The following is a 19,405-nucleotide window of genomic DNA, read 5'->3' on the forward strand; positions in this document are numbered from 1 at the left end:
GCGGGCATCATACAGCCAAAGGCAGGGCCGGAAAGCCGGGCGCTTCCCGCGCCTAGACGTTGGCCTCAACCAGATCCGGCGGCGTCGCTTCCTTGACGAGCGCCGCGAGCGCCTCGTCGAGAGGTAGCGAGGTCTGGTTCGGCGAGCCGAGCCGGCGGACCGAGACGGTGCGCTCGGCCGCCTCCTTGCGCCCGACGACGATCAGCACCGGCACCTTGGCAAGCGAGTGCTCGCGGACCTTGTAATTGATCTTCTCGTTCCTGAGGTCCAGCTCAACCTTCAGCCCGAGGCGCTTCGCCGCCGCCGCAACCTCGGCAGCGTACTCGTCGCCCTCCGAGGTAATGGTCGCCACCACCGCCTGCACCGGCGCCAGCCAGAGCGGGAAATGCCCGGCGAAATGCTCGATCAATATGCCGGTAAAGCGCTCCATCGAGCCACAGATGGCGCGGTGGATCATCACCGGGGTCTTCTTGGTACCGTCCGCATCGACATAGAACGCGCCGAAGCGCTCCGGCAGGTTGAAGTCGACCTGCGTGGTGCCGCACTGCCATTCGCGGCCGATGGCGTCGCGCAGCGTGTACTCGAACTTCGGGCCGTAGAACGCACCCTCGCCCGGCAGGATGTCGGTCTTGATGCGGTTGCCGGACTGAGCGGCGATGGTCTTGAGCACGCGCATCATCACGTCCTCGGCGTGATCCCACACCTCGTCCGAGCCGACGCGCTTCTCCGGACGCGTGGAGAGCTTCACCACGATCTCGTCGAAACCGAAATCGGCATAGGTGGAGAGGATGAGGTCGTTGATCTTCAGGCACTCCGCCGCCATCTGCTCCTCGGTGCAGAAGATGTGGGCGTCGTCCTGGGTGAAGCCGCGCACGCGCATCAGCCCGTGCAGCGCGCCGGACGGCTCATAGCGGTGCACGGCGCCGAATTCAGCAAGACGCATGGGTAGATCGCGGTAAGACTTCAAACCGTGCTTGAAGATCTGCACATGGCCGGGGCAGTTCATCGGCTTCAGCGCATAGACGCGGTCATTGTCCTCGGTGTCGCCGGCCGGCTGCACCTTGAACATGTTCTCCTTGTACCAGCCCCAATGGCCGGAGGTCTCCCACAGCGACTTGTCGAGCACCTGCGGGGCGTTGACCTCGCTGTAGTCCGCCGCGAGCCGCCGGCGCATATAGGCGACGAGACCCTGGAAGAGCGACCAGCCCTTCGGGTGCCAGAACACGACGCCCGGCCCCTCCTCCTGGAAGTGGAACAGGTCCATCTCCCGGCCGAGCCGGCGATGGTCGCGCTTCTCGGCCTCCTCGAGCTGGACGATATAGGCGTCGAGCTCTTCCTGCGTGCGCCAGGCGGTGCCGTAGATGCGGGTCAGCATCGGGTTGTTGGAATCGCCGCGCCAATAAGCGCCGGCCACCTTCATCAGCTTGAAGGCGCTGCCCACCTTGCCGACGCTCGGCATGTGCGGGCCGCGGCAGAGGTCGAACCACTCGCCCTGCTTGTAGATCTTGATCGACTGATCGGCGGGGATGGCGTCGACCAGCTCGACCTTGAAGGCCTCGCCCTTCTCCGCGAAGACGCGCTTTGCCTCGTCGCGGCTCCACACCTCCTTGGTGAAGGCCGCGTCGCGGGCGATGATCTCCTGCATCTTGCGCTCGATCGCCGGGAAATCCTCCAGCGAGAACGGCTCGTTGCGGAAGAAGTCGTAATAAAAGCCGTTCTCGATCACCGGGCCGATGGTCACCTGCGTGCCCGGCCACAGCGTCTGCACCGCTTCAGCCAGCACATGCGCGGCGTCGTGCCGGATCAGCTCCAGCGCCTCCGGGCTCTCGCGGGTGACGAGCTCGAATTTCGCGTCCTGCGTGATCGGGTCGGAAAGGTCGCTCAGCGTGCCGTCGAGCTTCATGGCGAGCGATTTTTTCGCCAAGGATTTGGCGATGGAGGCAGCGACCTCGGCGCCCGTGGTGCCGGAGGCATAGGCCCGGACGGCGCCATCGGGGAAGGTGAGATTCACAGTTGCCGGCTGGCCGGCAACGTTCTTGCTCGCGAGACTGTCGGACATAAGCTTTTCTCCCGCCCACTCCTGCGAACCACGCAGGTAGGCTTGTTGGTCAATTGTCGCCGGCTCCCGCGCGTTTCGGGGTGCGGGCGTAGCGCCACGGCATATACCACGCCCCGTCGCGCGGCAATTCGACCGGAACCGCCTCATAGCCCGAGCCGCCCCAGGGATGGCACCGGCAGACCCGCCCGCCGGCCATCCAGCTCCCGGCCCAGACGCCGTGACGCTCGATCGCCTCCTCGGCGAATTCCGAGCAGGTCGGCAGATAGCGGCACTGCCGGCCCATGAACATCGAGAAGGAGTAGCGATAGAGCCGGATCGGCACCTTCAGCAGCAGGCGCGGCAGGCGGGAAAGCGTCGCGCCGTTCATGGCGTCGCCCTCGCCGAGGGGAACGCACGCGCCTCGCGCGCATTTACCGAAGCCCGCTCAAAGGTCGTCAGGAGGCGCCCGCCATGATCCGCATGCAAAGGACAGCTCCGGCGCTTTTCGCCGCCTTGATGCTCGCGGCTCCCGCTCTCGCGCAGAATGCGCCGCCCGTGCCGCCGGGAAAGCCCGCCGAGGCGCAGACGCCCACACCGCCCCAGCCACCCGCCAAAGGCACCGCTCCGGCGAACACCCCGGCTCCGGCCGCGCCGTCGCCACCCGGCGAAGCCGCGACGCCGGACGCCGAGATGGACCTCGTCGCCGCGTGCAAGGCGGAGGCCCTCGGCAAGCTGAAACAGAAGAGCCCCGAGATCGACGACATCTTCATTGATGTCGACGGGCTCACCGTCGCGGAGGCCGATGGCAGGCTCGGCGACACCGCGGTGAAGGGCGTGCTGATGGGCGAGGCCTATATCCAACGCGACCGCTCCGACCGGGTGCACCGCTTCCTCTGCCTCACCGGAGACAAGGGCCAGGTGCTGTTCACCTTCTTCACCGAGCGCTGAAGCGTGGCCTTACTCGGCCGCAGCGCGCTCGCGCGCCTCGATCTGGTCGACCGCGTCGACCACCGCGTCGAAAGTCAGCATGGTGGAGGCATGGCGCGCCTTGTAGTCGCGCACCGGCTCCAGCACGGCGAGCTCCGCCCAGCGGCCGGAAGGCGGCTCGCCGCCCTCCTTCAACATGCGGCGCATCGTCTCGCGTACCGCGCGCAGCTCGTCGGCGGTTGAGCCGACGACGAGCCCGGCCATGATGGAGGAGGAGGCCTGCCCGAGCGCGCAGGCGCGCACTTCATGGGCGAAATCGCTCACCTTCCCGTCGCGCATGGAAAGATCGATGGTTACGGTGGAGCCGCAAAGCTTGGAATGCGCGGTTGCAGTCGCATCGGGGGAGGCAAGACGCCCCAATCGTGGTATGTCGGCCGCAAGCTCGAGTATGCGGCGATTATAGACTTCGTTCAGCATGCCCTGCCCATCCGTCCCGGAGCCTTGCGGCAATATTGCAGCCTCTGGCCGGAGCCTTATATAGGTTGCCGAGTTGGTGCACGAAAGCGGACGGCGCGAGCCGTTTCGGTTTGGTGGTCAATTTGTCAGAGTACGGGCTGAGCCGGACGGCTTCAGGTCGCGTACATGACGAGAAAAACCGGTGACACCCCGGCGCCCCGGTCAATAGGCGCCGTCGAACGGAGTTCGTCATGGATGCCGTGCTGAAGTCGTTGATGCAGAGTGCCCAGGCCGAGGCGGCCAGAGCTGGTACCCCGAAGGCCGATGGCGCCGTAAAGCGTCCCTCCCAGGAGGAAGCCGAAGCAGCGGTGCGCACGTTGATCGCCTGGGCAGGCGACGATCCGGACCGCGAGGGCTTGCTCGACACGCCCCAGCGGGTGGTGCGCGCCTATGAGGAGCTCTATGCCGGCTATCGCGTGCCGCCGGAGAGCGTGCTCGACCGTACCTTCGGCGAGATCGCCAATTTCGACGACATCGTCGTCGTGCGCGACATCCCGTTCTATTCGCATTGCGAGCACCACATGGTGCCGTTCTCGGGCAAGGCGCACATCGCCTATTTCCCGGTCGAGCGGGTGGTCGGCCTGTCCAAGCTCGCCCGTGTGGTCGAACTCTACGGACGCCGCCTGCAGACGCAGGAGCGCCTCACCGCACAGATCGTCGGCGCCATCGACGAGGCGCTGAAGCCGCGCGGCATTGCCGTGATGGTCGAGGCCGAGCACCTCTGCATGGCCATGCGCGGCGTGCAGAAGCCGGGTGTGTCGACCGTCACCACCCAATTCACCGGTGTGTTCCGCGACGATCCGCAGGAGCAGATCCGCTTCCTCAGCCTCGTGCGCGGCGTGCGCCCGTGACGGCGGGACGCGGCTCTCAGGAATATTTGCCGTGACCGACGTCCCTGCCCTCTTCGCGCCGCCCGCCGGCAAGCGCGAGACTGAGGAGGGCGATCGCCTCACGCCGAAATTCGATGCCAGCGGCCTGATCACCGCGGTCACGGTCGATGCCGGGACCGGCGACGTGCTGATGGTCGCGCACATGAACGCGCAGGCGCTGGCGCTCACCATCGAGACCGGCGTGGCGCATTATTTCAGCCGCTCGCGCGGCCGACTCTGGAAGAAGGGCGAGGAGAGCGGGCAGGTCCAGAGCGTCGTCGAGCTCAGGGTCGACTGCGACCAGGACGCGGTCGTGCTGCGGGTCGAAATGGCGGAACTCGGCACGGGCACTCCCGGCGCCGCCTGCCACACCGGGCACCGCTCCTGCTTCTTCCGCTCGGTGCCGCTCGGCGCGCGTCCCTCGCCGGAGCTGAAGCTCACCGTCAATGACGGCGGCAGGCTGTTCGATCCCGCCACCGTCTACGGCACGCCGAAGAAGACCGACGAACCGCGCTTCTGACCATTCATCCAATCGGCCTGATGATCCGTCAGGTCGACATGATGTATTCGCGCATGGCGTGGCTCTCGCGCTCCATTTCCGCGAGACGCTCCTTCACCACGTCGCCGATCGAGATGATGCCGATCAGCCGCCCGTCGCGCACCACCGGCACATGCCGGAACCGCCCGGACGTCATGTTTTCCATGAGCTGCGGCACCGTCTGGGCCTCGTCGCAGGTCACCACCTTGCGCGTCATGATCGCGGACACCGGCTCGTCGAGCCGCCCCGGCCCGTCCGTGCCGACCACCCGCACGACGTCGCGTTCGGACAGGATGCCGACCACGCGGCGATCCGCATCGGTCACCACCACGGCACCGATACGGTGTTCCGCAAGCAGGCGGGCGGCATCGCGCAGCAACAGGTCGGGTGTCACCGTCAGGACGTCGTGACCCTTCCCGTCGAGAATCGCTCGCACTGTCATATCGTTTCTCCTCACCAGCCGGACCGCGATCGGAAACCCGTCGCGCCTTGTTGTTGGGTGCCGCCTCGCGGCGTTCCCTTGTGAGAATGATTGATCGTTACGCTGCGTAGGGCAATAGCGGCGGCGCGATTGCAGCCGTCAATAAGGCTCGCCCGGCGAGACCGGCTCTCGCCGCGAACGCTGCACGGGATCGAACAGCGGAAAGAGCAGCAGCCCGGCAATGAAGCCGCCGATATGCGCCTGCCAGGCCACCGTCGCATCGGCGCTGCCAGTCGGGGCGCCGAGCCCGAAGGCGAGGTTGATCACGAACCACACGGCGACGAATCCGATCACGCGCCGGTCCCGCATCACCGTCGAGAGCGGGGCGGCCGGCGCCCGCACCGTGTATTCGAATCCGGCCGGGCCGAGACCGGAAAAGCCGTGCGCGGCGAAGACGAAGCGGATCGCCGCGGCCATGCAGCCGGAGATCGCCGCGGAGGCGCCGATCATCGGCACCAGCTCGCCGGTATGGGTCAGCAGATGCAGCCCCGCGCCCGCCGCCGCCGTGACCGCGAAGAAGGCGAGGAAGCGCACGGCGCCGAAGCGGCGCGCCACCGGGCTGCCGAACGCCACGAGCCAGAGCAGGTTCACCCCGATATGGGTGACGTCACCATGCAGGAAGGCATAGGAGACGAAGGTCCACACATCCGCCCCGACGCCGCCTGGCAGCACGCCGTCCGAAAGGATCGACGGGTCATAGCGGGCCGGGATGAAGGCGAACAGCGCGAGGATGTCGATGTCGGTATCCGCGCTCACCAGCGCGCGCAGGCCATGCACGGCAAGCATCAGCGCGGCCAGGACGGTGATCACCGCAGGCACGTTGAAGATGGGCTGACGCCCCGGGACTGCGGCGTTGGTTCGGTCGAGCACGCCGATCACATAGGCCGGCGCGTCACGCCCGGCAAGCGGCAACTCACGCAGCCGTGCGCGGCAATCCGACGGGCGGACGAGCGGAACGAAGGGCAAAAAAGAAGGGGAGAGCTTAGCTCTCCCCTGGTCGATGCGGAATGCGTCCGGTCATGCCGGCTCCTGTCGCTTCCCGCCTCCCATGTTTCGGAGGATGCCGCCGCTCGCGTATGGCGGCATCCCGAATTGCAGTCAGTGGATGAGCCAAGAGATAGCATGCCCGCCGACCGCGCCAACCCGGACGGCTCGTCAACCTTCCATTAAAGTTAACGGTCCCCTGCCCTGGCATTCCCGTCTTTGTGGCGGCTGGACCGGCTGCAAAGGCAATGATGCGAAATTGTGGCATGATTAACTGTTATCCTAACGCACCGTTAAACTAACGCCCTGCATAGTTTTCCCATTGCTCATGGTCACAGGATTCTTCGGCCGTCATGAACGAAGCTCAGCGAGCGCTCATCCTGCCGATCTCGGACGAACGTCGGCGGCACCAGCGGGTTCGCGTCGCTATTCTTGGGCGCTTCATGCTTGAGGACCGTCGGGAGTTTCCCTGCCAGACCATCAACATGTCGCCGGGCGGCGTGGCCATGGCGACGCCGGTGCTCGGCCGCGTCGGCGAGCGGGTGGTCGCCTATCTCGATCATGTCGGCCGCATCGAGGGCGTCGTGGTCCGCCAGTTCGAGCGCGGCTTCGCCATGTCCGTCTGGGCGACGCTGCGCCGGCGCGACAAGCTCGCCGAGCAACTGACCTGGCTCGCCAACCGCGAAATGCTCGGCCTGCCGGAAGGCCGCCGGCACGAGCGCAGCGCCCCGCAGGAGCCGGTCTCCACCCTGGTGCTGCCGGACGGCGTCGAGGTGAGCTGCCGCGTCATCGACGTCTCGCTCTCCGGCGCCGGCATCGCCAGCGACCTGCGTCCGCCGATCGGCACGGTGGTGATGCTGGGCAAGACGCCCGGCAAGGTGGTGCGCCACCTCGACAACGGCTTCGGCATCGAGTTCATCCGGCTCGTCGACGAGCAGCCCGACGGCAAGCCGCAGCTCTAGAAGCCTGCTCCGCAGCCCTCTGAGATAACCCGACGCGTTGGCAGCCCGCCGCGCGCAGGTCCGGTGCGACGCCGCGCATGGCGTGCGAGCCGATGTAGATTCCCTCCTCGCATCGCCTCGCGCATCGTCCGCCGCTCGGTCAACGCGACCTGTCCCCGCATCCTTAACGGGATATTCTTGGTTAATGCCAAGCAAAACAGGCGTTAACAATTCCTGTTTCAGGTATATCGGAATTACATCTCAAGCTTAGATCGGGATAAAAGCGCGTCTGCCAATATGGCCTCATCGACAGGGGATGAGGTACGCGATGAACAAGAGGCTCGAATGGGCCCTGATCGCGGCGATCGTGGTGGGGACCATGGTTGGCGCGGCGTCGGCAAAGGCGGCAAGCAGCGAATTGGCGATGCTGGCCGACGTGACCAACATGAATGTCGGCCGGGTGACGACGCCGCCGGTCGGCTATGTGGAATTCTGCGAGGCCAATCCGCACGAATGTGGCCGGGGGAACCAGCGCGGCGGCAAGATCGCCCTCGGCGAGCCCGACCTCGCGCAGCTCAAGTCGGTCAACGACACCGTCAACGAGCGCGTCCAGCCGATGACCGACATGGACCATTACGGCGTGGTGGAACGCTGGGCCTATCCGGATGACGGCTTCGGCGACTGCGAGGACTATGTGCTGGCCAAGCGCCGCGCCCTGATCGCGCTCGGCTGGCCGGCCGAGACGCTGCTCATCACCGTGGTGCGCGACAAGAACGGCGACGGCCATTCGGTACTCACCGTCGCCACCGACCACGGCGATCTCGTGCTCGACAACCAGCAGCCCGGCGTCATGCCCTGGTACGAGACCGGCTACCGCTTCGTGAAGCGCCAGGCCCAGGGTAATCCGGACGAGTGGGTCTCGCTCGGCGACGTGCGCGCCCCGGTCACCGTCGGCCGCAACTGAGGAACTCCAAGCCAGATTCGCCGGTCGCCCCTGACTTCCCCCGAAGACCGGCGCATTGCCGCCGGCTCCCTGCCCCTGGGAGCCGGCGCTTTTTTTGTTTCAGCGTGCGATGGAAGACAGCGAAATCTAGCCGATCTTCTTCAGCCCGTCGGCGAAGCGCCGCCAGTTGCGCACATAGCGCCCAGCGGTGGCGGCGATGCGGGCGACCGCCTCGGCATCGAGCTCGCGCACCACCCGCGCGGGCGCGCCGACGATGAGCGAATTGTCGGGGAATTCCTTGCCCTCGGTGACGAGAGCACCGGCGCCGACGAGGCAGTTCCGGCCGATGCGGGCGCCGTTCAGCACCGTGGCGCCCATGCCGATCAGGCTGTTCGGGCCGATGATGCAGCCGTGCAGGATCGCCTTGTGGCCGACCGTGCAGTCCTCGCCGATGGTCATCGGATATCCGGGATCGGTGTGCAGCATGCACAGCTCCTGGATATTGACCCGGGCGCCGAGCGTGATGCGCTCATTGTCGCCGCGCAGCACCGAGCCGAACCAGACGCTGGCCTCGTCGCCGAGCGTCACCTTGCCGATCACGCTGGCATCCGGCGCGACCCAGTAGCGGCCGAGCGCCGGCAGATCGGGCTCGATGCCGTCCAGCATATAGATCGCCATCGCGCCCTCGCCTCGCCGACCTTCGGGTCCCGCCGTCAGTCGTCGAGATCGGTGTCGAGAATGGCCATCTGGAAGTTGTAGGAAAGGTCGCCGTCTTCCTTGTCCTCGAAGATGACGCCGATGAACTCGTCGCCGATATAGACCTCGGCGGAGTCCTTCTTCTTGGGCCGGGCCACGACCCTGATCTGCGCGTTTCCGAACAGGCGGCGCATATAAGTCTGCACCCGTTCGAGGTCCTTCTTTTCCAACGCCGACACTCCTGCGAAGCGAAAGTTCGGGCGCAGCCTTGCCACGCCCGACGCGCCCGCGCAACCGCGAAGGTCAGGCGGGGCTCAGATCGCCTCGCCCGCGAACAGCGGGATGTCGAACATCTGGTCCATGCTGCGCGAGGGCTGTGCGCAGCCGGCCTCGCCGATCACCTTGGCCGGCACGCCGGCCACCGTGCTCTTGGGCGGGACGGGCTTCAGCACCACCGAGCCGGCAGCGACGCGCGCGCAATGGCCGACCTCGATATTGCCGAGCACCTTGGCGCCGGCGCCGATCAGCACGCCGCGGCGGATCTTCGGGTGACGGTCGCCGTGCTCCTTGCCGGTGCCGCCGAGCGTCACGCCCTGCAGGATCGACACGTCGTCCTCGATCACCGCGGTCTCGCCGACCACGATGCCGGTGGCGTGGTCGAAGAAGATGCCGCGCCCGAACGGCGCCGCCGGATTGATGTCGACCTGGTTCACGCTCGACGAGCGGCTCTGCAGGTAGAGCGCGAAATCGTTCCGGCCGCTATTGTGCAGCCAGTGCGCCAGACGGTGGGTCTGGATCGCGTGGAAGCCCTTGTAATAGAGCACCGGCTCGATCGCCCGCGTCGTCGCCGGGTCGCGGTCGCACACCGCCGTGATGTCGGCGCGGATGGCGAGGCCGATAGACGGGTCGGCCGCGAAGGCCTCGTCGAAGGCGTGGCGGATCAGCTCGCCCGGCATGTCGACATGATCGAGCCGCTGCGCGATGCGGTGCGCTACCGCCTTCTCCAGCGAGGAGTGGTAGAGCACGGTGGCGAAGACGAAGCTCGCCATCGCCGGCTCGCGCTCGGCGATCTCCTCCGCCTCGGCCCGGATGCGCGACCAGATGGGATCGATCTTCTCGATCGTCCGCTTGGCGGCATCCACCACCTGCAAATTATTCTGCGCCATGGATCGCTCCCGAGGGCCGCTTGGCAGCCTGCTTTTTTGTTCGGACCGGCTTTTTAGCACAGGTGGGAACTCGGGCCTATGCCGTCCAGAGGCGGCAGACCCGTGCACGCCGCGCATCGTGAAGACTTTCCGACAAGCCGTACGGAAGACTCGCTGTTCGCGCGCCGGTGAACCGACACGTCGGAATCGACACATGAACGCCTTCACGCGGAATCGACATCTCAGCAGGAGCCTCCAAGCGATTCCGATGACTCGCGATTTGCGCCGCACCTGAATCGGATCGTGAGGGACGGATCTCTCACGGCCGCGCGTCGAGGAAGGCCAGCACGGCGTGCTTCCAGACGCGATCCCCGACCGCCAGCATGTGGTCGCGATCGGGAATGTCGACCACCTCGGCATCCGGCATCAGCGCGGCGAGCTCATGGGCCGAGCCGGCGATCGGGTCCTTGGTGCCGACGCCGATCAGGGTCGGCGTCTCGATGCTCGCCACCTCCGCGCGGGTAAGCGTGCGTCGCGAGCCGAAGATACAGGCGGCGAGCGCCCGCCGGTCGCTCTTGGTCTGCTCCGCGAAGGCCCGGAAGGTACGGCCCGTCGGGTCGGTGACGTCCTCGAGGCTCGGCGCCAGCAGCGCCTCGGCGACCGTCGCCGGCAGCCCCGCCCCCTCGACGAGATGGATGCCGATGCCGCCGATGATCAGCGAGCGCGTCCGCGCCGGCGCCGCCAGCGCGACGCAGGCGCCGATCCGTCCGCCCATCGAGTAGCCCATGATGTCGGCGCGCGGGATATCGAGATGGTCCATCAGCGCCAGCGCGTCGGTCGCCATCAGCGCCGGATCGTAGAGCTCGGCCTCGTAGAGCTTGCCCGAGGCGCCGTGGCCGCGATTGTCGAAGGCGATCGCCCGCCGCCCGGCGCGCGTCAGCGTCGACACCCAGCCCGGCGCCACCCAGTTCACTTCCTTGGTCGAGCCGAAGCCGTGGATGAGGATGACCGGATCGCCCTTCCCCTCGTCGAGATAGGCGAACTCGATGCCGTCATGGGTGAAGCTGGGCATGGGCAGGCGCGACTCCGACGTTCAGGGAGCGCGCACGCTAAGGCATGTTCCGCCAAAGGTGGACTCTACGCGAGCACCGGCATCCATCGCCCAGCGAGCGAGGGCCGCCGCTTGCGCCACAGCGGGCGCAGCATCGACACCACCATCGCGTTGAAGGAGGCGATCAGCCCGACGAGGTTGGCGGCGGCGGCGATCAGCCACCAGGCGAGCTTCGCCATCGCCTCGGTGATGAACAGCGCGCCACGCCCGAGCGTCTTCAGGACCGCCAGCGTCTGCCCGCCCTTCACCTCGGCGAGCCGCCGGAGCCGCGCGGCGTCGGCCGCCTCGTCGACATGGCGCAGCCCGAGGAGCGCGGCCCGCGTGCCGGCCTTGCCCTGCACCGCGCCGAGATCGCCGACCACACGCACCGCTGAACCCTTTGCGCCGCGCCGCAGCAGGCGGGTCATGTCCTCGGCGAGGCGGATGCCGATGGCGCCGGTGCGGCGCGCGCCCTTGAGCACCGAGAGGCCGGTGCGCACCGGCACGGAGGCGCCGAGCGTCGCATAGGTCACGCCGGTCGCCGCGATGCCGGCCGCCGACAGCCCGACGATCAGCTCGTCCACGTCCTCGCCGCGCGCCCAGTGCCAGCCCTCGCGGCCGAGGTCGCGCACGTCGCCCCATACGGTGAGATCGCCCGCCGTGGCGCCGGCGAGGCCCGCGAGGTCGTCCGCGCGGCCGGTGACGAAGCCCCAGCCGAAGCGCCCGGCGCCGCGCGCCGCCTGTGTCGCGCCGCTGGTCTCCACCGTGACTCGCGCCCGCAGGCCGGCGTCGACCGGAATGCCGCGCGCATCGGCGAGCGCGACGAAGCTCGCGGCAAGCTCGCCGTCATCCGCTGCCAGCGCCGATTCGATCTCTGCCGCCACGCGCGGGCCGTCCAGCACGCGATCGAGCTGAAGGTCGGCGATGCGCGCCGCGTCGTCGCCCGCAACGACATAGGCGAGTGCCTCCCGCCCCGGCGGCACGACCCAGTGGGCCGCGCCCGCGAAGGCGAGGAGAAAGGACAAAGCGGCGAGGAAGCGAGTCATCGCAATGAGGCGACCCAACGGAAACGCCTTTCCATATGCTGCGGCATTGTGGCGGGGAGAAGGGCGCCAGCGCCGATCCGCCGCGCTTTGCCGCAGCGCCGCGAGCGGCTATGTTCGCCGCACATCACGGCAGGCGCAGGCGGACACATCATGGCGGGACACGTCGTTCCTCACTTCCACAATTCGGCGGGCGTCGAGACGATCCGCATCGGCGCCAAGGAATTCATGTGCGTCGGCGCCAAGCCGCCCTACGACCATCCCCACGTCTTCCTCGACATGGGATCGGACGACGAGATCGTCTGCCCCTATTGCTCGACCCTCTACCGCTTCGACGTGTCGCTGCACGGCGACGAGACCAACCCGCCGGGCTGCCTCTACGACGTGCCCGCTGCCGCCTGAGCGGTGATGCGGTGTCCCGCGACGACATCATCGTCTCCGGCGCCGGCATAGGCGGCCTCGCGGCCGCTCTCGCGCTGGCGCGCGTCGGCTATCGGGTGACGGTGCTCGAACGCGCGCTGAAGATCGAGGAGGCCGGCGCCGGCGTGCAGCTCGCGCCCAACGCCACGCGGTGCCTCGCCTTTCTCGGCGTGCTCGACCGTGTGCGCGAGACGGCGGTGCGCCCTCGCCTGTTCCGCGTCACCGACGGCAAGGGTGGCGGACGCCTCGCCGAGGCCCGCATGGACCGCGAGGCGGAGACGCGCTTCGGCAGCCCCTTCCTCGTCATCCATCGCGCCGACCTGCAGGCGGCGCTGCTCGCCGCCGCCGAGGCCGAGCCGATGATCGCCATCCGGCTCGGCCGCACGGTGGAGGAATTCGCCGCGCATGACGGCGCGGTAACGGTGCTCGCCAACAATGCCGGCACGACGGAGGACTATGTCGGTCGCGCTCTGATCGGCGCCGACGGCATCCGCTCCACCGTGCGCAACCGGCTCCATCCCTCGGCCGTGCCGATCTTCAGCGGCCGCGCCGCCTGGCGCGCCACCGTGCCGGCCGACAGCCTGCCCGCGCACCTCGCCGAGCCGATCGTGCGGCTCTGGCTGGGCCCCGGCGCGCATCTCGTCAGCTATCCGATCAGCGCCGGCGCGGCGGTCAACCTCGTGGCGGTGACGCCGGACGATCGGCCCGCGCAGGGCTGGGGTGTCGGCGCCGACCGCGACGAGCTGACCAAGCGCTTCGCCGGATGGAGCCGCGACGCGCGCGCCCTCGTCGGCCGGCCGGAGCGCTGGCTGCGCTGGGCGCTCTTCGACATCGATCCGATGAAGAGCTGGGGCAAAGGTCCGGTCACCCTGCTCGGCGACGCCGCCCATGCGATGTTCCCCTTCCTCGCGCAGGGCGCCGCGCAGGCGCTGGAGGATGCCTGCGTGCTCGGCCTCGCGCTCCAGGAGGCAGGCGACGACATGCCCGCGGCCCTGCGCGTCTACGAGCAGCTCCGCGTCGCCCGCACCGCCCGCGTGCAGAAGGCCGCCCGCGCCAATGGCCGGGTCTATCACCTGAAGGGACCGGCACGCGTCGCGCGCGATTTCGCCATCCGCGCCCGCTCCGGCGCCGCGCTGCTTGAGCGCTATGCCTGGATCTATGAATGGGGGCCGTAGACGAAGCCGCCACCGGCGAAAGCCGCGCCGGGACGAAGGACCCGTTCCGCGCCTTCGGCCTCGCCAGCGCGATCACCTTCGTCGCCGGCTTCATCGACGCCGTCGGCTATGCCCATGTCGGCAACCTCTATCTCTCCTTCATGAGCGGCAACACCACCCGGCTCGGCATGGCACTGGCCGGACATGACTATGCCCTCGTGGTGCTCGCCGGCGCCGTCATCGCGAGCTTCGTCGTCGGCTCGGGCCTCGGCACGCTGATCGTCGAGGGCGCTGCGCATCGCAGCCTCTCCTGCCTGCTGGGTGCGGAAGCGGTGCTGGTCGCCGTCGCCATGGCGCTCTTCGCGGCTTTCGGAAGCGCGTCCGCGCTGGTGCCGGTGGCGGCTGCGATGGGCATGCAGAACAACGCCCATCAGGTCGTGCTGCACGCCGATATCGGCAAGAGCTTCGTCACCGGCGCGCTGTTCAGCCTCGGCCAGTCCTTCGCCCGCGCGCTGCGCGACCGCGCCTCGCCGAGGGAATGGCTCGTCTATGCGGCCTCCTGGCTGAGCTTCATCGCCGGCGTGACGACGGGCGCGACCGTGCTGCTCAACACCAACCTTCTAACGGCCCTCGCGATCGTCTTCGCTGCACTCGCCGCCCTCGCGCTTGCCGCGTGGCGGCGGACGCGCTGATCAGGCCGACCCGATCGCCGGCGGCCTGCCGGCTTCCAGCAACAGGTCGCTCTCGTCCTTGAGGTTCACACCGGTGAGCTGGCGCCTGAACGCCTCGCCGATCAGCCAGGCGAGCTTGAAGGCGGCGAGGTCGTGGGACAGGCCCTCGCCGCGCACGTTGGAGATGCAGTTGCGCTCGGCGTCGGTGCGCCCGACCTTCGGGTCGAAGGTGAGGTACAGTCCGAGGCTGTCCGGCGAGGAGAGCCCCGGCCGCTCGCCGACCAGCAGCGCCACCGCCTTCGCCTTGAGCACCTCGCCCACCTCGTCGCCGAGCGCCACCCGCGCCTCGCGCGCGATGACGACCGGCGCGACGCTCCAGCCCGCCTGAGCGATGCGTGGCTTCAACGCGGCGAGGAACGGCACCGCCTGCACATGCACCGCGGTGGAGGAAAGACCGTCCGCCACCACGATAGCGAGATCGACCGGGCCTCTGCCCGTCTCGCGGAGCAGCGCGCGGCTCTCGTCGGCAAGCCGCCGCCCGAGGTCCGGACGGCGCAGATACGCGTCGCGCGCCGGCGCGGCGGAGGACACCTGCAGCGTCGCCAAGCCGAGCCCGGCGATGCCTTCCGCCACCGCCTCGGCATCGAAGGGCGTGTGGACCGCGTCGCGCGCCTGCGCATGGGCGAGGGAGAAGCGCAGCACCTCGCGGGTCGGCAGCCCGGCACCGGCCCGGCCAAGCGCGATGCGCGCCGGCGTCATCGCGGCGAGGCGCCGCCATGAGTCGAGATGCACGTAACCTTCCGCTCGGCCCTCCGACTGACCTTCCGAAGGCGCCGCTTGCGGCTCGTTGATCGGACGCTCGTCCCCCACCCCGGCGGCGCTCATGCCGCGAGCCCCGCGCCGAGCCCTCTGGCCGCCGCCAGCAGCGGATGGCTCGCGCCCTGCGGCTTCAGCCGCCCGTCCGGCCCGGTGATGCCCATCTCCATGAGCCAGGCGGCGAATTCCGGCGCGCGCTTCAGGCCCAGCACCTCGCGCAGATAGAGCTGGTCGTGGAACGAGGTGGACTGGTAGTTGAGCATCACGTCGTCCGAGCCCGGAATGCCCATGATGTAGGTGACGCCCGCCGCCCCGAGCAGCGTCATCAGCGTGTCCATGTCATCCTGGTCGGCTTCGGCGTGGTTGGTGTAGCAGACGTCGCAGCCGAGAGGCACGCCCATCAGCTTGCCGCAGAAATGGTCTTCCAGACCGGCGCGGATGATCTGCTTGCCGTCATAGAGATATTCCGGCCCGATGAAGCCGACGACGGTGTTGACGAGTAGCGGCCGGAACGGCCGGCACACCGCATAGGCGCGCGCCTCCAGCGTCTGCTGGTCGACCCCGTGATGCGCGTTCGCCGAGAGCGCGGAGCCCTGGCCGGTCTCGAAATACATGACGTTGTCGCCGAGCGTGCCGCGCCCCAGCGACAGCGCCGCCTCGTGCCCCTCTTTCAGCGTTGCGAGGCTGATGCCGAAGGAGGCGTTGGCGCCCTCCGAGCCCGCCACCGACTGGAAGACGAGGTCGACCGGCACGCCGCGATTGATCACCTCCACCGAGGTGGTGACATGGGTCAGCACGCAGCCCTGCGTGGGAATCGCGAAGCGCTGGATGACGTCGTCGATGAGCTTCAGGAGGTCGGCCAGCACCGGGATGCTGTCGGAAGCGGGGTTGATGCCGATCACCGCATCGCCGCAGCCATAGAGAAGGCCGTCGAGGATGGAGGCGGTGATGCCGGCCGCGTCGTCGGTCGGGTGGTTCGGCTGCAAGCGCACCGCCATGGTCCCGGCCAAGCCGATGGTGTCGCGAAAGCGCGTCACAACCCGGCACTTCTTCGCCACCGCGATGAGGTCCTGGTTGCGCATGATCTTCGAGACCGCCGCCGCCATCTCCGGCGTGATGCCTGGCGCCAGCGCGGCGAGCGCCTCGGAAGTCGCCGCCTCGGAGAGCAGGAAGTCGCGGAAATCGCCCACCGTCATATGCGCGACGGGGCGGAACACAGCCTCGTCATGGGTGTCGATGATGAGGCGCGTGACCTCGTCCCGCTCATAGGGGATCAGCGCCTCGGTCAGGAAGGCCCTCAGCGGCACCTCGGCGAGGCACATGCGCGCCGCGACGTTCTCCTCCGCCGAGCCGGCGGCGATGCCGGCCAGCATGTCGCCGGAACGGATCGGCGTCGCCTTCGCCATCAGGTCCCTGAGGTCCGCGAACGCCCATGTACGGGCGCCGATGATGTGACGATAGGCCATGTCCTCTCCTCATCCGGCGCGCCACTGCCCATTTCGGCGCCATGCCTGCGAAATATATTCGGGCCCGGCCTGAGGGGAAAGCCGGAAGGAGGACGAAGACGACCTATCTCTGGACGACCGCCGGCGGCCGCACTAGGACGAGGCACACAAAATGCCAGACCGAACGGCGACGGCGAGGAACCACGAGGAACCCCATGGCCACCTTCATCCTGATCCACGGCTCCTGGCACTGGGGCGGCTGCTTCGTGAAGGTCGCCAATATCCTCGGCGCCGCCGGCCATGCGGTGATCACGCCCGATCTGGCGAGCCACGGCTTCGACCCGACCCCGACCGCCGCCGTCACCGACATATCGATCTATGCCGCGCCGGTGCGCACGGCGCTGGAGGAGATCGAGGGCAAGGCCATCCTCGTCGGCCACAGCGTCGGCGGGGCAACCTGCACCTGGCTCGGCGAGGAGATGCCCGAGCGCATACACGCCCTCGTCTACCTCACCGGCTTCATGGCGCCGGCCGGCAAATGCGCCCGCGACTTCGTGATGACTCCCGCCTATCTCAAGGACCCGGCCATCGTCGAGAGCCAGGGCATGCTGCGCCTCGGCAAGGAGGGCCTGGGCCTCGACCTGTCGAAGCGCGACCTCATCGCCCGCTCGCTCTATTCCGACTGCACCGAGCACGACATCGACGTCGCTCTGAAGAGCCTCGTGCGCACCACCCCGCACGCCCCCTTCACCGCGGTCTCGGCGATCACGCCCCACCGCTTCGGCAGGCTGCCGCGCCACTACATCGAATGCCTTCAGGATCGCGGCCTGCCGCTCGCCGTGCAGCGCGACATGCAGGCCGCCGTGCCGGGCGCCAAGGTCCACCAGCTCGCCACCGGCCACTCGCCCTTCCTCAGCGCACCGGAGGACGTCGCGGAGGTCCTGCTGGGGATCGCCTAGCGCCCGCATGCCGGTACCGCCGGCACCTGCCGATCCCGCTTTGCGCACTCGCCCGGAGGCCCTATTCATCGGCGGCAGCGGATGGAGGGCGCGCAGGGCGATGAACGCCGCATTGAACATGTTATCGATGCTGGCGGCGTTCGGCGTGCCGGCGCTGATCGGCCTCGCCATGCCGAAACGCTGGCGCGTCGGCACGCTGGTGCTGTGGATTCTCGCCCCGCTGGTCCTGCTGCTGGCACTCGCGGGTGTCGAGGCGGCGCGCAATCCGACGGGCGCCGACCTCGGCAACCTGCTGTACGGGCTGGCGCTGATCGGCTCGATCGCCGCCCTGCCCTGGCTGCTCGCCTGCCTGCTCGGCTTCGGCATCGGCCTCGCGCTGCGGCGCATGTTAGGCACGCGGCAAGCAAGCACCACGGCGGCACCCTCGCAAATCACATCCGCCCAGCCAGCACCCAAGGCTTCGGCCGGAGCAGCGCCACGCACACCAGCGGCTCCGCCCATCACCCCCGCCCTTCAGCCGCCGTCCGGCTGGCGGGCGGTGCATGTCGGCTTCGACCATGATGATCTCGTCATCGACGGTCTGGCCGTCTGGTCCCTGCCCTGGCGCACCGAAGCGGGCCCGCCCGTCAGGCTGGAGCACCCTGCCCATCCGGGGCAGCTACACGACTTCACCGTTCATTCGGTCGATGACGGTCGCAGCGCGACCCGCTTCGCAGCGGCGGAGCTCTCCAATGGCGTATGGGGTTTCTACCGCTGGATCGTGCCGGCCGACGCCTCCGAGGGCTGCTCAGCGGACGGCACGCTGCGCTACACCCATGGCCATGGCGAGCTGATCGGTGGGAGCTACGACGCCGTCGCGCCCACCGCCACGCTGAGCGACGCGCGCACCGGCGCTCTGGTCTTCGACGGGAAGGACTGGTTCTCCAGCCGTGTCGTGCCGCAGGCAGATGGCGGACTCATCCTCGATCTGGAGCAGAACCAGCGGCAGACACTGTTCCACATCGATCCGCCACGCGCCGTCTTCCTCGATCTGGCGCGCAGCGATCCCGAGCGGCCGCTCGGCGAACTCGCCGGGGCGGCGGCCGCGGCGCATCGCGAGAGCCTTGATAAAGCCAACGCCTATATGGGCCGGCGCGTCGCGCCCGACGGGTCGATGATCGTCGAGCTGGCGGCCGTCGAATGGTTCAACACCCATTGGGTGCACTCGCCGCGCGTGACCGAGGTCGCCACCGGCAGGATCGTGCTTGACCTCGCGGGAAGCGACTGGGACGCCTTCGCCAGCTTCCCGCGCGAGCGGGCGGTGCGGCTGGCACTGAGGTCCTATCGCACTGGCGCCTCGCTGGCGGTCACGATCGATCTTGACGCCGGCCGCTACGCGATCGAGGGACGCGAAGCCTCTGGCGCCGTCGCGGATCTGCCGACGATGCTCGCGCGCGAGGCCCGCGCCGCGGCCGCCCGACCTCATGCACCACCCGCGGCGATCCGGCCACGCGTGACGCTACGCTCCTGGGGCGTCGCGTTCCTCATCCTCGTGGGAGCGCTCGTCGCCATCGCCGCCGCCACGCTCGTCACCCTGCGGCTGCAGCCCGAAGCTTCGCAACGGCTCGACCGCGTCCCAGCCATGCCCCGCCTGCCGGCCGGCGCTGTGGCACCTTTGTCGCAGCTTTCCGCTCGCGTAAGCACATGGCTACCTGCCGGACGCCCGAAGTGATAAAGCTGCGCGGTGAGG

General features: G+C 68.5%; 22 protein-coding genes. 10 read left to right on the plus strand and 12 right to left on the minus strand.

Annotation, left to right across the window (positions count from 1 at the left end; all coding sequences use genetic code 11):
• Positions 1–52: 52 nt before the first annotated feature.
• Positions 53–2,059, minus strand: coding sequence for a threonine--tRNA ligase (gene thrS, locus U742_RS0120165; protein ID WP_029356353.1), 2,007 nt, complete (start codon positions 2,057–2,059; stop codon positions 53–55).
• Positions 2,060–2,108: 49 nt separating this feature from the next.
• Positions 2,109–2,426, minus strand: a complete 318-nt coding sequence (gene yidD, locus U742_RS0120170) for a membrane protein insertion efficiency factor YidD (RefSeq protein ID WP_081853117.1) — start codon at positions 2,424–2,426, stop codon at positions 2,109–2,111.
• Between the two features lie 83 nt (positions 2,427–2,509).
• Between yidD and U742_RS0120175 the strand changes: the two genes are divergently transcribed.
• Positions 2,510–2,986 (plus strand): hypothetical protein, encoded by a 477-nt coding sequence (locus tag U742_RS0120175; protein WP_051661372.1) that lies wholly within the window; start codon positions 2,510–2,512, stop codon positions 2,984–2,986.
• 9 nt (positions 2,987–2,995) lie between these two features.
• On the opposite strand, the gene U742_RS0120180 is transcribed toward U742_RS0120175, so the two are convergent.
• The gene (locus tag U742_RS0120180) at positions 2,996–3,442 is read right to left on the minus strand and encodes an iron-sulfur cluster assembly scaffold protein (RefSeq protein WP_029356359.1); all 447 of its coding nucleotides are present in this window, start codon (positions 3,440–3,442) and stop codon (positions 2,996–2,998) included.
• 230 nt (positions 3,443–3,672) lie between these two features.
• On the opposite strand from U742_RS0120180, the gene folE reads away from it, so the two are divergent.
• Positions 3,673–4,332 carry a GTP cyclohydrolase I FolE gene (folE, locus tag U742_RS0120185; protein ID WP_029356361.1) on the plus strand — a complete coding sequence of 220 codons (660 nt, stop codon included), beginning with the start codon at positions 3,673–3,675 and terminating at the stop codon, positions 4,330–4,332.
• A gap of 31 nt (positions 4,333–4,363) precedes the next feature.
• Complete coding sequence (gene hisI, locus U742_RS0120190) at positions 4,364–4,870, plus strand: phosphoribosyl-AMP cyclohydrolase (protein ID WP_029356363.1); 507 nt, start codon at positions 4,364–4,366, stop codon at positions 4,868–4,870.
• 28 nt (positions 4,871–4,898) lie between these two features.
• Here the strand turns inward: hisI and U742_RS0120195 are convergent, their stop codons facing one another.
• Positions 4,899–5,330 carry a CBS domain-containing protein gene (locus tag U742_RS0120195; protein ID WP_029356364.1) on the minus strand — a complete coding sequence of 144 codons (432 nt, stop codon included), beginning with the start codon at positions 5,328–5,330 and terminating at the stop codon, positions 4,899–4,901.
• Positions 5,331–5,468: 138 nt separating this feature from the next.
• Positions 5,469–6,239 carry a rhomboid family intramembrane serine protease gene (locus tag U742_RS0120200; RefSeq protein ID WP_029356366.1) on the minus strand — a complete coding sequence of 257 codons (771 nt, stop codon included), beginning with the start codon at positions 6,237–6,239 and terminating at the stop codon, positions 5,469–5,471.
• 467 nt (positions 6,240–6,706) lie between these two features.
• On the opposite strand from U742_RS0120200, the gene U742_RS0120205 reads away from it, so the two are divergent.
• Together U742_RS0120205 and U742_RS0120210 are read left to right on the plus strand one after the other, a co-directional pair.
• A complete protein-coding gene (locus U742_RS0120205; protein ID WP_038362257.1) occupies positions 6,707–7,315 on the plus strand; it encodes a PilZ domain-containing protein in 609 nt (202 codons plus the stop codon).
• Between the two features lie 307 nt (positions 7,316–7,622).
• Positions 7,623–8,258 carry a transglutaminase-like cysteine peptidase gene (locus U742_RS0120210; RefSeq protein WP_029356371.1) on the plus strand — a complete coding sequence of 212 codons (636 nt, stop codon included), beginning with the start codon at positions 7,623–7,625 and terminating at the stop codon, positions 8,256–8,258.
• 126 nt (positions 8,259–8,384) lie between these two features.
• Here U742_RS0120210 and U742_RS0120215 read toward each other — a convergent pair whose 3' ends face one another.
• The 5 genes from U742_RS0120215 to U742_RS0120235 form a co-directional block, all read right to left on the minus strand.
• Complete coding sequence (locus U742_RS0120215; RefSeq protein ID WP_029356373.1) at positions 8,385–8,915, minus strand: gamma carbonic anhydrase family protein; 531 nt, start codon at positions 8,913–8,915, stop codon at positions 8,385–8,387.
• Between the two features lie 35 nt (positions 8,916–8,950).
• A complete protein-coding gene (locus tag U742_RS0120220) occupies positions 8,951–9,163 on the minus strand; it encodes a DUF3126 family protein (protein WP_029356376.1) in 213 nt (70 codons plus the stop codon).
• Positions 9,164–9,247: 84 nt separating this feature from the next.
• The gene (gene cysE / locus U742_RS0120225) at positions 9,248–10,099 is read right to left on the minus strand and encodes a serine O-acetyltransferase (protein ID WP_029356378.1); all 852 of its coding nucleotides are present in this window, start codon (positions 10,097–10,099) and stop codon (positions 9,248–9,250) included.
• Between the two features lie 298 nt (positions 10,100–10,397).
• The gene (locus U742_RS0120230; RefSeq protein WP_029356380.1) at positions 10,398–11,150 is read right to left on the minus strand and encodes an alpha/beta fold hydrolase; all 753 of its coding nucleotides are present in this window, start codon (positions 11,148–11,150) and stop codon (positions 10,398–10,400) included.
• A gap of 65 nt (positions 11,151–11,215) precedes the next feature.
• Entirely contained in the window at positions 11,216–12,232 is a 1,017-nt protein-coding gene (locus tag U742_RS0120235) for a hypothetical protein (protein WP_248310442.1), read from the minus strand.
• Between the two features lie 132 nt (positions 12,233–12,364).
• Here U742_RS0120235 and U742_RS0120240 point away from each other — a divergent pair, with 132 nt between their 5' ends.
• Genes U742_RS0120240 through U742_RS0120250 form a run of 3 tightly spaced genes read left to right on the plus strand, consistent with a single transcriptional unit; the run spans position 12,365 to position 14,477 of the window.
• Positions 12,365–12,613: a zinc-finger domain-containing protein gene (locus U742_RS0120240; protein ID WP_029356383.1), complete on the plus strand. Its 249-nt coding sequence runs from the start codon at positions 12,365–12,367 to the stop codon at positions 12,611–12,613.
• Between the two features lie 11 nt (positions 12,614–12,624).
• A complete protein-coding gene (locus U742_RS0120245; RefSeq protein WP_029356385.1) occupies positions 12,625–13,806 on the plus strand; it encodes an FAD-dependent monooxygenase in 1,182 nt (393 codons plus the stop codon).
• A complete protein-coding gene (locus U742_RS0120250; RefSeq protein WP_081853119.1) occupies positions 13,794–14,477 on the plus strand; it encodes a YoaK family protein in 684 nt (227 codons plus the stop codon). The genes U742_RS0120245 and U742_RS0120250 overlap by 13 nt, the downstream gene beginning before the upstream one ends.
• Here the strand turns inward: U742_RS0120250 and eutC are convergent, their stop codons facing one another.
• Together eutC and U742_RS0120260 are read right to left on the minus strand one after the other, a co-directional pair.
• The gene (eutC, locus tag U742_RS0120255; RefSeq protein WP_051661373.1) at positions 14,478–15,341 is read right to left on the minus strand and encodes an ethanolamine ammonia-lyase subunit EutC; all 864 of its coding nucleotides are present in this window, start codon (positions 15,339–15,341) and stop codon (positions 14,478–14,480) included.
• A complete protein-coding gene (locus U742_RS0120260; RefSeq protein WP_029356389.1) occupies positions 15,338–16,738 on the minus strand; it encodes an ethanolamine ammonia-lyase subunit EutB in 1,401 nt (466 codons plus the stop codon). Before U742_RS0120260 ends, eutC begins: the two co-directional genes overlap by 4 nt.
• Positions 16,739–16,932: 194 nt before the next feature.
• Here U742_RS0120260 and U742_RS0120265 point away from each other — a divergent pair, with 194 nt between their 5' ends.
• Together U742_RS0120265 and U742_RS22295 are read left to right on the plus strand one after the other, a co-directional pair.
• A complete protein-coding gene (locus tag U742_RS0120265) occupies positions 16,933–17,676 on the plus strand; it encodes an alpha/beta fold hydrolase (protein ID WP_029356391.1) in 744 nt (247 codons plus the stop codon).
• A 100-nt stretch (positions 17,677–17,776) separates the two neighbouring features.
• Positions 17,777–19,387: a hypothetical protein gene (locus tag U742_RS22295; protein ID WP_156034296.1), complete on the plus strand. Its 1,611-nt coding sequence runs from the start codon at positions 17,777–17,779 to the stop codon at positions 19,385–19,387.
• Positions 19,388–19,405 lie beyond the last annotated feature (18 nt).

This window comes from Allobosea sp. 117, from assembly GCF_000702305.1.
Lineage (GTDB): Bacteria > Pseudomonadota > Alphaproteobacteria > Rhizobiales > Xanthobacteraceae > Ancylobacter.

What these genes read in the sequence shown, in the direction of transcription:
- eutC (WP_051661373.1), bottom strand. Translation starts at nt 15,341, where the DNA reads ATGAGCGCCGCCGGGGTGGGGGACGAGCGTCCGATCAACGAGCCGCAA.
- yidD (WP_081853117.1), bottom strand. Translation starts at nt 2,426, where the DNA reads ATGAACGGCGCGACGCTTTCCCGCCTGCCGCGCCTGCTGCTGAAGGTG.
- U742_RS0120180 (WP_029356359.1), bottom strand. Translation starts at nt 3,442, where the DNA reads ATGCTGAACGAAGTCTATAATCGCCGCATACTCGAGCTTGCGGCCGAC.
- U742_RS0120210 (WP_029356371.1), top strand. Translation starts at nt 7,623, where the DNA reads ATGAACAAGAGGCTCGAATGGGCCCTGATCGCGGCGATCGTGGTGGGG.
- U742_RS0120265 (WP_029356391.1), top strand. Translation starts at nt 16,933, where the DNA reads ATGGCCACCTTCATCCTGATCCACGGCTCCTGGCACTGGGGCGGCTGC.
- U742_RS0120205 (WP_038362257.1), top strand. Translation starts at nt 6,707, where the DNA reads ATGAACGAAGCTCAGCGAGCGCTCATCCTGCCGATCTCGGACGAACGT.
- U742_RS0120230 (WP_029356380.1), bottom strand. Translation starts at nt 11,150, where the DNA reads ATGCCCAGCTTCACCCATGACGGCATCGAGTTCGCCTATCTCGACGAG.
- folE (WP_029356361.1), top strand. Translation starts at nt 3,673, where the DNA reads ATGGATGCCGTGCTGAAGTCGTTGATGCAGAGTGCCCAGGCCGAGGCG.
- U742_RS0120240 (WP_029356383.1), top strand. Translation starts at nt 12,365, where the DNA reads ATGGCGGGACACGTCGTTCCTCACTTCCACAATTCGGCGGGCGTCGAG.
- U742_RS0120195 (WP_029356364.1), bottom strand. Translation starts at nt 5,330, where the DNA reads ATGACAGTGCGAGCGATTCTCGACGGGAAGGGTCACGACGTCCTGACG.
- cysE (WP_029356378.1), bottom strand. Translation starts at nt 10,099, where the DNA reads ATGGCGCAGAATAATTTGCAGGTGGTGGATGCCGCCAAGCGGACGATC.
- U742_RS0120260 (WP_029356389.1), bottom strand. Translation starts at nt 16,738, where the DNA reads ATGGCCTATCGTCACATCATCGGCGCCCGTACATGGGCGTTCGCGGAC.
- thrS (WP_029356353.1), bottom strand. Translation starts at nt 2,059, where the DNA reads ATGTCCGACAGTCTCGCGAGCAAGAACGTTGCCGGCCAGCCGGCAACT.
- U742_RS0120250 (WP_081853119.1), top strand. Translation starts at nt 13,794, where the DNA reads ATGGGGGCCGTAGACGAAGCCGCCACCGGCGAAAGCCGCGCCGGGACG.
- U742_RS0120215 (WP_029356373.1), bottom strand. Translation starts at nt 8,915, where the DNA reads ATGGCGATCTATATGCTGGACGGCATCGAGCCCGATCTGCCGGCGCTC.
- U742_RS0120175 (WP_051661372.1), top strand. Translation starts at nt 2,510, where the DNA reads ATGATCCGCATGCAAAGGACAGCTCCGGCGCTTTTCGCCGCCTTGATG.
- U742_RS22295 (WP_156034296.1), top strand. Translation starts at nt 17,777, where the DNA reads ATGAACGCCGCATTGAACATGTTATCGATGCTGGCGGCGTTCGGCGTG.